This window comes from Paenibacillus sp. 01T422 (genome assembly GCF_056398785.1).
On sequence record NZ_JBFTQB010000038.1, the window covers coordinates 1 to 14404 of the forward strand.

General features: G+C 48.3%; 16 protein-coding genes. 8 read left to right on the plus strand and 8 right to left on the minus strand.

The window, feature by feature from the left end; genetic code table 11:
- Positions 1 to 392: phosphatase PAP2 family protein (locus AC1DUA_RS03765; protein WP_477498453.1), on the plus strand; the 392-nt coding region annotated here is incomplete at its 5' end.
- A 5-nt stretch (positions 393 to 397) separates the two neighbouring features.
- The gene (locus AC1DUA_RS03770; protein WP_477498454.1) at positions 398 to 1525 is read left to right on the plus strand and encodes an MGDG synthase family glycosyltransferase; all 1128 of its coding nucleotides are present in this window, start codon (positions 398 to 400) and stop codon (positions 1523 to 1525) included.
- 69 nt (positions 1526 to 1594) lie between these two features.
- Here the strand turns inward: AC1DUA_RS03770 and trmB are convergent, their stop codons facing one another.
- The 3 genes from trmB to AC1DUA_RS03785 all read right to left on the minus strand — a co-directional run bounded on the left by trmB (position 1595) and on the right by AC1DUA_RS03785 (position 4281).
- Positions 1595 to 2332 carry a tRNA (guanosine(46)-N7)-methyltransferase TrmB gene (gene trmB / locus AC1DUA_RS03775; RefSeq protein WP_477498455.1) on the minus strand — a complete coding sequence of 246 codons (738 nt, stop codon included), beginning with the start codon at positions 2330 to 2332 and terminating at the stop codon, positions 1595 to 1597.
- 75 nt (positions 2333 to 2407) lie between these two features.
- Complete coding sequence (locus AC1DUA_RS03780) at positions 2408 to 2608, minus strand: hypothetical protein (protein WP_477498456.1); 201 nt, start codon at positions 2606 to 2608, stop codon at positions 2408 to 2410.
- 1067 nt (positions 2609 to 3675) lie between these two features.
- On the minus strand, positions 3676 to 4281 hold the full coding sequence (locus AC1DUA_RS03785; protein WP_477498457.1) for a WGxxGxxG-CTERM domain-containing protein: 606 nt from the start codon (positions 4279 to 4281) through the stop codon (positions 3676 to 3678).
- A 152-nt stretch (positions 4282 to 4433) separates the two neighbouring features.
- Here AC1DUA_RS03785 and mnmL point away from each other — a divergent pair, with 152 nt between their 5' ends.
- The 4 genes from mnmL to AC1DUA_RS03805 all read left to right on the plus strand — a co-directional run bounded on the left by mnmL (position 4434) and on the right by AC1DUA_RS03805 (position 7781).
- Positions 4434 to 5396, plus strand: a complete 963-nt coding sequence (gene mnmL, locus AC1DUA_RS03790) for a tRNA modification radical SAM protein MnmL/YtqA (protein ID WP_477498458.1) — start codon at positions 4434 to 4436, stop codon at positions 5394 to 5396.
- A gap of 83 nt (positions 5397 to 5479) precedes the next feature.
- A complete protein-coding gene (locus AC1DUA_RS03795) occupies positions 5480 to 6115 on the plus strand; it encodes a c-type cytochrome (protein ID WP_477498459.1) in 636 nt (211 codons plus the stop codon).
- Between the two features lie 41 nt (positions 6116 to 6156).
- Positions 6157 to 6735, plus strand: coding sequence for a tRNA 5-(aminomethyl)-2-thiouridylate-methyltransferase MnmM (mnmM, locus tag AC1DUA_RS03800; protein WP_477498460.1), 579 nt, complete (start codon positions 6157 to 6159; stop codon positions 6733 to 6735).
- Between the two features lie 80 nt (positions 6736 to 6815).
- Positions 6816 to 7781, plus strand: a complete 966-nt coding sequence (locus AC1DUA_RS03805; RefSeq protein WP_477498461.1) for a type I phosphomannose isomerase catalytic subunit — start codon at positions 6816 to 6818, stop codon at positions 7779 to 7781.
- A gap of 96 nt (positions 7782 to 7877) precedes the next feature.
- On the opposite strand, the gene AC1DUA_RS03810 is transcribed toward AC1DUA_RS03805, so the two are convergent.
- The 4 genes from AC1DUA_RS03810 to AC1DUA_RS03825 form a co-directional block, all read right to left on the minus strand.
- Positions 7878 to 9377, minus strand: coding sequence for an IMP dehydrogenase (locus AC1DUA_RS03810; RefSeq protein ID WP_477498462.1), 1500 nt, complete (start codon positions 9375 to 9377; stop codon positions 7878 to 7880).
- A 95-nt stretch (positions 9378 to 9472) separates the two neighbouring features.
- A complete protein-coding gene (locus AC1DUA_RS03815; RefSeq protein WP_477498463.1) occupies positions 9473 to 9895 on the minus strand; it encodes a pyridoxamine 5'-phosphate oxidase family protein in 423 nt (140 codons plus the stop codon).
- 139 nt (positions 9896 to 10034) lie between these two features.
- Entirely contained in the window at positions 10035 to 11798 is a 1764-nt protein-coding gene (locus AC1DUA_RS03820) for a B12-binding domain-containing radical SAM protein (protein WP_477498464.1), read from the minus strand.
- A gap of 98 nt (positions 11799 to 11896) precedes the next feature.
- On the minus strand, positions 11897 to 12121 hold the full coding sequence (locus AC1DUA_RS03825; RefSeq protein WP_477498465.1) for a hypothetical protein: 225 nt from the start codon (positions 12119 to 12121) through the stop codon (positions 11897 to 11899).
- Positions 12122 to 12441: 320 nt separating this feature from the next.
- Here AC1DUA_RS03825 and AC1DUA_RS03830 point away from each other — a divergent pair, with 320 nt between their 5' ends.
- On the plus strand, positions 12442 to 12696 hold the full coding sequence (locus AC1DUA_RS03830; protein WP_477498466.1) for a hypothetical protein: 255 nt from the start codon (positions 12442 to 12444) through the stop codon (positions 12694 to 12696).
- A gap of 11 nt (positions 12697 to 12707) precedes the next feature.
- Here AC1DUA_RS03830 and AC1DUA_RS03835 read toward each other — a convergent pair whose 3' ends face one another.
- The gene (locus tag AC1DUA_RS03835) at positions 12708 to 14051 is read right to left on the minus strand and encodes an FAD-dependent oxidoreductase (protein ID WP_477498467.1); all 1344 of its coding nucleotides are present in this window, start codon (positions 14049 to 14051) and stop codon (positions 12708 to 12710) included.
- A 134-nt stretch (positions 14052 to 14185) separates the two neighbouring features.
- Between AC1DUA_RS03835 and AC1DUA_RS03840 the strand changes: the two genes are divergently transcribed.
- Positions 14186 to 14404, plus strand: a 219-nt coding sequence (locus AC1DUA_RS03840) for a LacI family DNA-binding transcriptional regulator (protein WP_477498468.1), incomplete at its 3' end; no start/stop codon positions are given.

Below are 14404 nucleotides of genomic sequence, written 5' to 3' on the forward strand. Positions count from 1 at the left end.
TTATTTCACTTTGCTGCGCCTTGTTTGGGCAAGGAGCTCTGCAAACCGCTGGCATTCAAGCTCTCATCGCCTTAACGATCAGCCACATACCGGTTGCTATCATTAAAAAGAAATACCCGCGGCTCCGGCCTTATCTGGTGCATCCTCAGACGATTACGTACAAGAACCCATTAACGGATCATTCCTTTCCGTCCGGACATACAACCGCTATTTTCTCGATCATCATTCCATTTATGGTAGCCATTCCTGTTCTTGGCATCATCCTTTTGCCGCTTGCTTTCATCGTTGGTCTATCACGCATGTACCTAGGGCTGCATTATCCTTCCGATTGTTTCGTTGGTAGTTTGATCGGTACGGCAGCATCTTTAACAACTGTAGCTTTATGGGGGTAAAATGAATGGATGCTGTGCAGGGTAAAAAGCGGGTTCTCATCCTCTCTGAAGGTTTCGGAGCAGGTCATACTCAAGCAGCCTATGCGCTCGCTGTAAGCTTAGAAAAGCGATGCACAACGATTGAAACACGTGTATTAGAACTGGGGTCTTTCCTGCATCCGACAATAGCGCCTTGGATTATCCAGGCTTATAAAAAGACGCTGACCACAAATCCTAAGCTTTACGGTCGGTTATACCGCTCTCAATACAAGAAATCGTTAAATCGGTTGACGCAATTAGCACTGCACCGCATTTTTTACGCACAGACGGCGGAGATTATCCAGAACTGGGCTCCTCAAGCCATCGTCTGCACACACCCTTTTCCCAGCGTCGTCGTGTCACGGCTCAAAAGAGCTGGTCTTAACATTCCCCTGTGTACCRTCATCACGGATTATGATGTACACGGAACATGGGTCAGTCGTGAAGTGAACAAATATATGGTCTCGACCGAGGATGTCAAAAATAAACTGCTTGGTCGAGGAATCCCCGCGGCTCAAGTCGAGATCACAGGGATTCCTGTCCATCCCAGCTTCCGAGTAGCACACGATAAAGTGATCATCCGACAAGAGTTCCAATTAGCCGCGATGCCTACAGTACTCGTCATGGGCGGTGGTTGGGGCCTAATCGGGGGCGACTCACTCAGCGAGCATCTCGTTGCATGGAGAGATAAAGTGCAGTTCATTTTTTGCCTAGGAAATAATGCTAAGACTTTAACAAAACTTGCCGCGGACGAACGTTATCAGCACCCGAACATTCGGCTGCTCGGATTTACGCCAGATATTGACAAATTAATGGAAGTTTCGGACTTACTGGTTACGAAGCCAGGTGGAATGACCTGTTCAGAAGGCTTGGCTAAGTCCATTCCCATGTTGTTCTATGATCCGATCCCAGGACAAGAAGAAGAGAACGTACTCTATTTTACCGAGCAAGGCTTCGGTGAACCCATTCGGTCCGCCGATACAATCTCGAATTGGTTGGCGATGCTTGTCAGCCGCTACACGGATGTCCAGGCCAGACGCGTTTGGAATTACCGACAACGAATGAATACGCCATCAGCGGATTGTTCAGAGGTCATTCTCCAAGTGATGGGTTAATAAATCCCTAAACGCAAAAAAAGGCTTCCTCTTCTGCCAACAGAAGTAGGAAAGCCTTTTTTTATGAATTTATTCTGTTTTCGCCTTGCTCAATTGGTCGAGATGAGCAGCAAGCACGTCTTGACCGATCACAACTTCACAACGGTGAATGTTCATACCCTTTGTGGCGAATTTCGTTTCGTATTCCGTCATGACATGATCCGGGTGAAACCCTTCTGCATGCAGATTCAAAGAAATATTACGCATTCTTAGGCCCATATCGGCAAAAGAATTCAACGAGAATTCAAAAAGCGATTGCGAATCAGTTTTCAAATGAATCTCGCCATTCGCATTCAGAATTTGCTGATATTTGGCCACAAAACCCGGATGCGTCAAACGTCTGCGGGCATGCTTTTTCTTCGGCCATGGATCACTGAAGTTCAAATAAACCCGCTCCAGCTCTCCTTCGGCAAAAGCTTCTTCAATATGTTCAATATTGAACAGCATCAGCTTCAAATTCGGGATGTTAGTCTCTGACTCTGATTCTGATTCTTCCTCGGTATTAATTTCATGAGCGATCTTCGCTTTCTCACTTGCTTTGCGGATCAGCTCATCGTACATATCGACGCCAATGAAATTAACATCCGGATATTTCTTGCTCATTTCACTGATGAAACGCCCTTTTCCCATCCCAAGTTCAGCATGAATAGGGTTATTATTGCCAAATAACTCGGCCCATTTGCCTTTATAATCTTTGGCATTGAGAACAACGAGTTCCTTCTGACGTTCTATATCTTCTCGAATTCCTTTTCTTCCCCGTAAACGCATCTATTATTTGCCTCCTACACGTACAAGCTATCGAATACAAATCATAGACCATTCTTGGGAAAAAATCAAAGGGAATTACACTTCCAGTTCATGATATTCAATGGTTTTGGAGGTTGCAGGGAACAACTTACGATCTAAGGAGCGATGCACCTTTTGTCTGGCTTCCTTTGCTACATTCGGATCTGCCACAAATTTCACACCGCTGCTTAACGCCTGTGCTTCCCTCACAGTAAGCTCAACCGTCAGGGTATCTGTCGATAAAGAAGTAGTAATCATGATTACTTCACCTACTTTCAATTCAACTTTTAATCGTAGTTTTGGTTTGGAAGGATATCTTTATGTATGGAAGATCATGAGGGGGAAGGAATATGTAGCAACAGCGTAATAGCGCGATTCCTAGGCGCGCGCGTTGTAGCCGACGCATGGCCGCGGTCTCAAACCCACGTTGTATTTTGTGCAACCATTCGCCTATAATCGGGCATCAGCACGCTGCTATATTGTACTTTATACAATGATTTAAGCCCTAGACTGCTCAGATCTCACCTTTTCGCAATAAATGGTTGTACTTTGTGCAACGAAAGACAGCATTCGCAGTCAGACCGCGCCATTATGTTGTATAAAATGCAACGAAGGCGCTTGGATTCGACCTTGCTGCCTGGCCATCTCGCCACATCGATCACTCATCACCAGTACCTAATCACCATCCACCGTATCCATAGCTAGTAGCAATCCCATCAATCATCACCCAACAAGCTAGCGTCAATCACTCTTCTCCTCCAAGTCCATTCACCGATCCCACACGATGACCATTCCTCACTATCTTCATCTGCATTCACCAATCAATCCATCATCATCCATCTCAACACCAGTCACCGATCCTATCACCCATCACGATAACACGCTAACCACTCATTCCTCACTATCTTCACTTCCATTCACCAATCCCATCACCACCATCTCCATCTCCATCTCCATCTCCATCTCCATCCCCATCACCATCATCACCGACCATCATCACCGATCACCAATCTCATCAACGACCAACGACCAACGACCAACGGCCACTCAAATTTTAGTGGGAAATAGTGCTGCTAATTTGTTCCTTTTTCCTGGTTTCATGCGAATAGATGGAAATTATCATGCTAATTCCTCTGGTTTCGCCTGAAATAAGGCGCACCGATCGAAATAGCTGTACAAGTTCCAGTTATTACACCAAAGCCTCTTTAAGCATCATTTTTTACAGTAGAAATTCCAGTTATTTCGCCAACGAACAAGATAAAAGGTGAAGCTAAGCCTATATATTAAGAAGAAAAGCGCCCCCCGTTAGGAAGGCGCCTAATTAATTACTTATAGCTCTCATCTCTGCGTTTATTGCCTCCCCTTAATCCCGCCAAACCTATTAACCCTACCAATCCAAGCCATCCCCAGTTCATACTTTTGTCGGTAGTTGTGGTCGCATAGGCGCGATAAGATGACGTATCATAATTGCCGCGATTCGTTCCCGCCGTGCCTGTCGTGCTCATCCGATCCATGAGATTATTGCCGTAACCGTTGATTTGACCTAAGACGCCAGTGCCAGTGCCGGTACTTTTCCCCGTATACGTATTAGTTGTTGTTCCGTCTAGTCTGTGCATGCCATCATGCTTGTGTGGATAAGCAGTTGGAGCAACTGGACTTGTAATCGGAGCTGTAACTCCATTGTACGTATTCGTATTGGTCATCGTCCCCGTTCCGTTCAACAAGCCTGTCCCAGCACTAGTACCAGTCGTAGCGTCATAATTACTGCCCGTATAGCCCGATGTTGTCGTAGTTCCCGTCCCCATTGTTCCTGAAGTACYCATATGAGTGTTCATTGTCGGTGTACTCATATTTGCGTGCGCCCCAACTGCCCCAAAGCTCAATGCTGTCGTCAAAGCTACCGCCAATGTCACTGTACGAAACTTTTTCACTTTTTCATTTCCCCTCTCGGCATATGATCGTCATGCAAAGTTATCATGCTCTGATAAGCCCATTTTTAACGGGGAAGTTGGTGGAAAGGCAGGGGTCGCTTTCATGTTTATTTTTCGCTACAATAGGGTGGAAGGAAAGGAGTTCTAATCTGATGTCTACAATAATACAAGAATCACCTCAGCTCTGGGGGGATAAACGTTTCCATACATGGAATTATGAAATGCGCGAAGCGTTCGGCGGCAAAGTGTTCAAAGTCATGCTGGATGCAGGCTTTACTTGTCCGAATCGCGATGGCAATATTGCAACTGGCGGTTGTACGTTTTGCAGTGCGAGAGGCTCTGGCGATTTTGCCGGGAGCCGCCGCGACGATCTCGTTACGCAATTTAACAAGATCAGAGATCTTCAGCATCAAAAATGGCCGGAAGCCCAATATATCGGCTACTTTCAAGCCTATACGAATACGTATGCACCTGTGGAGCAGCTCCGCGAGTATTATGAAGTCATTTTACAGCAGCCAGGCGTAGTAGGCTTATCAATTGCAACGCGGCCCGACTGCTTGCCGGATGATGTTATTGAATATTTGGCGGAGCTGAACCAGCGAACCTATCTATGGGTAGAAATGGGCTTGCAGACCGTTCATGAATCGACGTCTCAGCTGATTAACCGCGCACATGATACTCAGTGCTATTTGGATGCCGTGGCAAAGCTTAGGAAGCATAATATTCGCACGTGTGCGCACATTATTTACGGATTGCCTGGGGAAAGCCATGAAATGATGCTAGACACCGGCAGAGCTGTCGCTCAAATGGATGTACAGGGCATCAAAATTCATTTGCTTCATTTAATGCGTAAAACACCTATGGTGAAACAGTATGAAGCTGGACTGCTCGAATTTCTTGAAAAAGATGAGTATGTGAAGCTCATTGTCGATACGCTTGAATTTCTGCCACCGGAAATGATCGTTCATCGGCTAACCGGAGATGCTCCGCGCGATTTGCTGATTGGCCCGATGTGGAGTCTTAAAAAATGGGAAGTACTGAATAGCTTCGATAAGCTATTAGCAGAAAGAAATACATGGCAAGGTAAGTATTGGAAAGGCAAAACCAACAAATAAATAGCCGCCAGGTTCAAACCCATTTCCATTATGAAGCGTTTCCTATTATATAGTGAGAACTTATATAGAAGGAGATGGGTGCGATGAATAAAAGAGTTGGAGCAGCTTTGGTTGGATTCATGCTAGTCATGTCAGGATGCGGAGCGGCGCCCGAAACAGCGGCGCCGGTTTCTGTATCGCCGTCACCATCCATGACGGCAAGTGCCACGCCTGCCCCTGCGGCGCAGACGGCAACACCATCAGCCGCGGCCACGCCAGCGGCTGCGACAACAGCGCCGGCTACGCCAGTGCCGGCTACGCCTGTGCCGGCGGCAAGCGGCACGCCGCAGCCGAGCACAGCGGCTGCGACACCAAGCGCAGCGGCAGCAACCGCTGCGCCCGTGGAGTCGGCTACGGCGAAGCCGACGCCGGTGCCTACACCAACGCCAGCGCCTGCGAGCGTGGCGCCTACCCCATCCGAGAAGCCGCAGGCTACGGATGCCGGTGTTACGACAGCAGCGCAGGCGCAAGCGCTGTTCAAGGACAACTGCATGGCCTGCCACGGGGCTGGCCTTGAAGGAGATTTCGGGCCGAACCTGACGAAGGTCGGTTCGCGTAAAACCAAAGATGAGATTGTGCAGCAAATCAACAAGGGCAGTGGTGATATGCCACCTTTCCAAAAAGCCTTAAAGGCCGAAGAGATCGAAGCGCTAGCCACCTGGCTGGCAGCCAAAAAATAACTGTCGCTTACAAACACAATCAGCATGGAGGCTTTCTTCGTATGGGTTTCGTTTCTGTTCTAGGTTTTGCTCATCAATTAATCGGCCAGCGTGTTCAACCAGGCGATACCGCCATTGACGCGACACTTGGCAACGGCGTAGACACCATCTTCCTTGCGAAGCTGGTAGGCCGCCGCGGCCAAGTGTACGGCTTTGATATCCAGCAGCAAGCGCTGGATCAAACGAAGATGCGTCTGGAGAAGGAACTCCCAGACGCATCTTCTTCTGTGCACATGAGCTTATGCAGCCATGCGCTCATGGAGGCGGCTGTGCCGGATGACCGCCATGGCAAGGTAGCCGCGGTCACTTTCAACCTCGGCTACCTGCCTGGCGCCGATCCGGCAACAATCACGAAGCAGGAATCTACCCTTCCTGCTCTGGAAGCGGCTCTCCGCCTGCTTCGCAAAGGCGGGATAGTGACCATCGTGCTGTACAGCGGGCACGATGGCGGCTCTGAAGAAGCGGCTGCTGTGGAAGCTTGGGCACAGCAGCTCCCGCTCGCAGCTTATCAGCTGCTGCGCTACCAATTTATGAATACTAGTGCGCATGCCCCCTATCTCTTGGCTCTAGAAAAAAGATAGACCCATGGTATAATGCTAGATAGTAGTAGAGTTGCTCTTTTACTGCTTATTAAATACATAGAGAGAAAGTAGGGATAGTAGTGAAATCATACCCGCTTCAATTTCAACCTGAAATGAAAGAACGTGTCTGGGGTGGCAGAGCCCTGGAGAAGTTTGGATTTCAGCTGCCGGAAGGCGCGATTGGCGAAGGCTGGATGATCGGCGATCACCCGAACGGAACTACGAAAGTTATTAACGGAGAGCTCGAAGGTCTTGGTTTGGACGAAATCCGTGAAAAATACGGTAAAACATTATTCGGCACCAAAGGCTTTTCCGAAAAGAACGGACGTTTTCCACTCCTGATTAAACTTTTGGATTGTGAAGACGATCTGTCCGTTCAAGTTCACCCAAATGATCACTATCATAACTTGGCCGCGGGAGAACTAGGCAAAACCGAAATGTGGTATATCCTAGATGCCAAGCCCGGCGCCAAAATCATATATGGCATGAAGGAAGGCGTTACACGCGAAAGTTTAGCGCAAGCCATTAGCGAGAATCGTATCTTGGACTGCCTGCAGGAAGTTCCTGTAGAAGCCGGCGATTCCTTCTACATTCCTGCCGGAACTGTTCATGCGCTTGGCGCAGGAGTATTGGTTGCCGAAATTCAGCAAAACTCCGATACAACTTACCGTCTGTATGACTACAACCGTCCTGGCTTGGATGGCAAACCGCGCGATCTTCATATTGAAGATTCGCTGAATGTCATTGCCTATGAAGGTTCAGGCTCCACGCGTATGAAAACAAACCAAAGCGAAACCAGCACATGGTTGACGCTGGCCGAGTCTCCTTTTTTCATCGTCGAAAAAGGTTTAGTTGGACCCAAGTGGGAGCTTAGCACATCACCAGAAAGCTTCGTGATCCTCGTTATTGCTGAAGGAAATGGAACGCTTCAATGGGAAGATGGCAGCATCTCCACCAAGCCGGGCGACTGTTTCTTGCTTCCAGCCGATCTGGGCGGCTATGCGCTCGAAGGCAGCATGACGGTCATTCGCAGCTACTTGCCTTAACATCCCATGCACGCCTGATAGCCGTAAATGGCATACAAAAAGCGCTCCATCCGACATCATAATGATGTGGTGGAGCGCTTTATTATGCGTGCCTGTCTATTCTTCCGACAAGGAGCTTTCTTTTAAAATAACGTCATGGGCGCCGCCCTCTACTAAGCTTGTTGCCGAAACAAGAGCAATTCTCGCCTTGCTTTTCAGCTCATCCAAGCTAAGCGATCCGCAGTTGCACATAGTGGATTTTATTTTGCCAAGTGTCTTGTCCAAGTTCTCCTGCAGGCTTCCCGCATAAGGCACGTAGGAATCAACGCCTTCTTCGAATAAAAGCTTACTTTTGCCGCCTGTATCGTAACGTTGCCAGTTACGGGCACGGTTGGAGCCTTCACCCCAGTACTCTTTCACGAAGTTGTTGCCTACCTTCAGCTTTCTCGTTGGACTTTCATCGAAACGGGCGAAATATCTGCCGAGCATCACGAAATCCGCACCCATAGCTAAGGCTAGCGTAATATGGTAGTCATGCACGATACCACCATCGGAACAGATTGGAATGTACGTCCCTGTTTCTCTATAATACTCGTCTCTGGCTTCTACCACTTCCATGATGGAGGAAGCTTGACCGCGGCCAATCCCTTTTTGTTCCCGTGTGATACAAATTGAACCGCCACCGATTCCTACTTTTACGAAATCCGCGCCGGACTCCACGAGGTATAGGAAGCCCTCACGGTCGACAACGTTACCAGCCCCGATTTTCACATTGAAATTCTCTTTCACATACTGGACCGTTTCACGCTGATATTCGCTGTAGCCATCAGAAGAATCGATGACCAGAATGTCTACTCCCGCGTCAACGAGAGCAGGAACTCTTTCTTTATAATCCTTGGTATTGATTCCTGCACCAACAATATAACTTTTGTTCGTATCAAGAAGCTCCATCGGATTTTCTTTATGTTCATCGTAATCTTTGCGGAAAACAAGAGTTTCAAGCTTCAATTGCTCATCAACAATCGGCAAGCAGTTAAGCTTGTGATCCCAAATTAAATTGTTCGCTTCCGATAGAGAGATACCTGATTTTCCGTAAATCAGTTTATCAAAAGGTGTCATAAACTCACGAAGCGGACGATCCAGCGGATCACGGCTTTTCCGGTAATCGCGACCTGTTACAATACCTAGCAGCACGCCATTAGCAGTACCATCGTCCGTAATCGCAACTGTGGAGTGGCCAGTCTCTTCTTTCAATGCCAGCACATCGCTTAATGTATGATCGGGCGTCAAGTTAGAACGGCTAACGACGAAGCCAGCCTTATACCCTTTCACTTTCCGTACCATTTGTGCTTCTTCTTCAATCGACTGCGAGCCAAAAATAAATGAAATCCCGCCACAACGCGCCAAAGCAATCGCCATTCCATGATCGGATACGGCTTGCATGACAGCAGATGAAAACGGGATATTAAGCGAGATGGCAGGCTCCTCGCCTTTATTGAATTTGACAAGCGGTGTTTTGAGCTTTACATTCGCTGGCGTACAAGCCTTCGTTGTAAGGTTAGGAATTAACAGAAACTCACTGAATGTGCGGGATGGTTCTAGGTAATACGTAGCCACTTTACATTTCCTCCTCATCGATCCATAGGTAAATTTTTTCAATCTTATCATTGAACCTCACCTGTGGTCAATGGTTATTTCAGGGAAACGTTAATTTAGCCCTTCCAAATCTGCGGTTCGGCCTCTCCGTTCCTATATTCCATGTACGTAGGCGTTATGTCGAGGACGACGTAGTTAGGATCCTGCGGACCGTCAAACCACTTTGCCATTTCTTCAGTCCACAGCTTCTCACGTATTGCACTGTCCTTGCTTATCGTTGCTGTTGCTTGAATCTGCAGAATGTCAGAGGACTTTTTCCCGTCATACCCGACAAGGATATGGACATTGGGATTGTCCTTCACCTCGTCTACTTTATCCGTCTTCCGATTCGTGGCCAAATACAGAGTCAGCCCCTCATGATGCAGCGCCATATAGCGAACTTTAGGCTTCGTTCCTTCAACCGTAGCAAACGAGCAAATTTTATTTGCGTCCAAAACCTTTTCAATTTGCTCTTCCAATTTATTCTTCGTCTCGATCATGCAGCAAATCTCCTTTCATATCAGGGGCCATTAAGTAAGCAGCCTGTGAGTCAACTCCCCTAGATTACCCTGAAAATGCACGTTTTTATGCGAAAAGCCCCGCACCCATCATCGTGACGACGGGTGCGGGGCTTTCTTTCTATACAGTCGCGGTCTGGTGTATCGGCATGCTGTAACAGCTAGCTGCAAGCTGGGCATCCGGCGGGAAATGTACGATAAGCAGCTCGTTGCTGGTTGAATCAATCTCACCGGTTTGCAGATAAGTCTGCAAAGCGAAAGGCAGCACCTCAAGCATCGCATGCTTGTGGAGATCTTTCTCATTAATGCGAAGAAGATGGAAGTCTCCGCTTGCAAGCTCCGGCTGCTCAGCCAATAGCTTGAGGTAAGCGTTCTGTTCCGACTTCTCCAGTGTGAAGTCCCACCAGATTTTACGCGGCTTATATTTATGTCCCAGGAAATAATCCAACTTCATGAGACCTTCGATAACGGCCATATTCTTCGCTTCACGTTGAAGGAGAAACTCGCGTAAGCGGGTAAATAGATCCTCGAGCTGATGCCCGATTTTCTGCCAGCCGCGACCTTCCCAGAAGTCACCGAACTCTTGGAAGAAATCGAATGCCGATGCGAATTCATGGGCGATCAAATATTTGACCGTATGATCCATACGGTGCGCATTCCAATATTTCTCGAGCACATCCTCAACCCGCTTGATACGAATCAAATCGGTAAACGGAAGGATGTCATTCCCGAGAATCTCATACGGGGCATGATCCATATACACGTAGCCATATTTATGCGCGTCTTTGCGCATCCCCGTGCCCCGCAGCATTTTGAGGAAACCAAGTTGCAGCTCTTCCGGTCMTAGCTCGAATACATCATTAAACGTCTTGCGGAATGAATGATAGTCCTCTTCCGGCAGACCAGCGATGAGATCGAGATGCTGATCGATTTTGAAGCTGTTTTTCACCTTGGAGACGGTTCGGCTCAGCTTCATGAAGTTTTGTCTGCGCTGCACCAGTTCATTCGTGGTGTCATTCGTCGACTGTACGCCGATTTCAAAACGGAACGTACCTGGCGGTGCATTTTCAGCCAAATAATCAAGAACTTCCGGCCGCATAATGTCCGCCGTAATCTCGAATTGGAACACGACGCCGCGATGATTGGCAATCAGAAATTCAAAAATYTCCATCGCATAGTCACGTTTGATGTTAAACGTTCGGTCAACGAACTTGATCAGCTTCGCGCCTGAATCTATTAAGTACAGAAGATCCGACTTCGTCCGTTCCATATCAAAGTACCGTACGCCCACTTCAATACTGGACAGACAGAATTGACAAGAGAACGGGCAACCGCGGCTCGTTTCGAAATATACGACGCGATTAGCCAAGCTTGGCAGGTCTTCAGCAAACCGGTGTGGGGACGGGATGTCATCGAGCTTGAGCTTCGGTCTGCTCGGCATCAGCACGATTTCTTCGCCTTTGCGGTACGCAAGCCCGTACACGAAGTGATATTTGCGCGTTGTCGAAATTTCCGTCAGCAATTGGTGGAACGTCTCTTCGCCTTCGCCCATAACGATAAAGTCAACTTCTGGAATCCGCTTCATCCAGTATTCCGTATCGTAAGAAACTTCAGGACCGCCGAGCATGATGAGAATTTCGGGTCTGATTTTCTTAATCATTCTGATAATATGAATCGTCTCTTCAATGTTCCAAATGTAACAGGAAAAGCCCAGCACGTCTGGCGCCTTCTGGTACAGGTCGGAGACAACGTTCATCACTGGGTCTTTGATCGTATATTCGGTAATTTCAACATCAAAATCCTTCTCGCAGAACGCTTTCAAATAGCGCAGCGCCAAGGATGTATGAATGAATTTGGCATTCAGTGTGGTTACTAGTACTTTCATTGTAAAAAGACCTCGTTCTATTCTCGTTTATCGTTCTCTCTAATTCTACACGAAAACCGAGGAAATACAAAGGAGCGATGATAGGTGCAATTTGTAAGTTAAAGCACCATATCATCATCCATCTGCGGATTTTCATAAGGAAACTGCAAGTAGGAAGCTTCTTGGATGGCATTTTTCCATCTTTCGGCATGAGCGTGCAGCTGCTGTTCGACGTCTTGAATTCTTTGCTGCAGATCGCTGCTGCTGTCAGCCGCTCCGTTTTGCAGCGCCTGCTGCAGGGAGGTGCGTTCTTCGAACCACTGCGTTAATTGATATAAAAGCATAGGGAATTCCCGCCCTTTCTCACACGTTAAGTAAGTATAAGTATTCCCGATGTGTGGGGGCGGCATACCGTGATGTAAAACATCGTCTTAGCTGTTCGGAGTGGCTTCACTGTCACTAAGTAGCGCCGATTACTCCTGCTATTTTCCAGATTTGATCCACTTTCTACCGAATAACTGGAATTTCCACCGCTAATTTATCCATATCTCGCAGATTTCGTCCAGGTACCGACGATTTAGCTGTAGCTTCTACTGCTATTTCACTCCCTGCCGCAGAATAGCTCAGAATAACAGTAGTTTCTCCATCTATTTCAGCTGAGGCAGTGGCTGCGGCTGCGGTAGCGACAGCGACAGTGGCTGCGACAGTGGCTGCGACAGTGACAGCGACAGTGGGAGCGGTAGTGGGAGCGGTAGTGGCTGCGACAGTGACAGCGACAGTGGCTGCGGTAGTGGCTGCGACAACGGTAGAGGTAGAGGCTCTGGTAGTGGCAGCTAACCCGAATGCTCCTTTGGACAGTGAAACTTACCTCCAAGTTAACGATGAAACAGTCTGGAAGTTGGTTCGATTTTGGCGCTAACCTCCGTCTGCCTACGAAAGCAAAGCCCCTCCCTGCAGAAGCACATCCTGCAGCTCGGCAATATCGATCTCGCTCGGGCGTACGCCGTGCTTAACAGCAAGACCGGCTGCAGAGCCGGCCGCTTGCCCCGTTGCCATGCAGCTCGGGGTCAGGCGCGTCGTGGCTAACGCTTCGTGCGTCGTCGAGATACAGCGACCTGCGGTGAGCAGGTTCTCGATTTTTTGCGGAAGCAGGCAGCGGTAAGGGATGTCATATGCGCCATCGCCTTGGACCCAGGCGGCCGTCACGCCTTTGCCGGAAGGATCATGGATGTCGATCGGATACCCGCTACGCGCGATGACATCCTCAAAATGGCGACCTTGCACGACATCGTCCACCTGCAAAGCATACTGGCCATCAATACGACGTGTTTCTCGAATGCCGATCTGGGCGCCTACCGATGAGATCGACGCTTTTTCAAAGCCGGGCAGGTTATTTTTCATAAATTCCGCCACCATCAGCACCTGCTTGCGCCCAAGCTCCTCCGCTTCGGTCAAATCCTCCACATTGGTGCCGTCAAGCCCCTGCACACGCGTAGTATTGACCAGTACTTCGTCGTCTTCAGGTCCAGTGAAAAAGAGCACCTGATCACGATTGATCGGTAGATTCGCTTCCTTCCAGTGCTTGAAGTAACCCAAAACACCGGACAATGGCAGTTCTGCTAGTTCGGAGAACGGTGTTTTTTTATAAAACTCATCCGGATGGTCAATCATGTACTGTTTCACACCCGCCAAATCCACACCGCGCATGCGGAATTTCATCGTCATCGGCTGTGTCAGCTTATCCCCTTCACGACCTTGCAGGCACGGAGCACCAGACAAGTACGCGAGATCGGCATCACCCGTCGTGTCGATAAATACTTTGCCGCGTACATCAATTCTGCCCGATTTGGACGTGAGTTGCACCGATTGAATGCGGTTATCTACAGTTTCCACTTGATCGACAAAGCTGTGAAAAAGCAGCTTAACGCCAGCTTCCTTGAGCATATCCACTGCCAGCACTTTGTAAATCTCAGGGTGATAAGGCGTTATGGTGTTCACGAATCCAACGGTATCTCGGAGATGCCCCGGCGAGGCATTCATCGCCATAAGACGATCAATAATCTCCTGCGCCAGCCCCTTAATCACCTGCTTACCGTCCGTCGTATGGAAGGTCATCCATGGATAGACAAGCGCAGCCGTCGACATCCCGCCAATAAACCCATATTTCTCGATCAAAACCGTCTTGGCCCCGCTCCGCCCTGCTGCAATAGCCGCATTAACACCCGCTGGACCGCCACCAACAACAACGATATCCGCTTCTATGATTTTATTCATGTGGATCTCTCTCCCTTGTTTAAAATTCAGCCCACGATCTCGCTTTTCCCAAGTATAGATGAAATTTAACTTTCAATTTAGTTTAAAATTAGTTTAAAATTACTACATACTTGTACAAGGGGACTCCGGAACTTATGCGCAAAAGAATAACGCTCCACGATCTCGCCGCTCAGCTTGGCCTAACGATTCAAACGGTGTCCAAGGCACTTCGTGGATTACCTGGCATGTCCGAACAAACACGAAGTGAAGTATTTAAGCTTGCGCGCGAGCTTGGTTATATGACCAAAGATCAGAAGCAGACGTTGCAGCTTGATCATATCTCGCCTTATCCWGTTGTTCAGCGCAGATTTGTG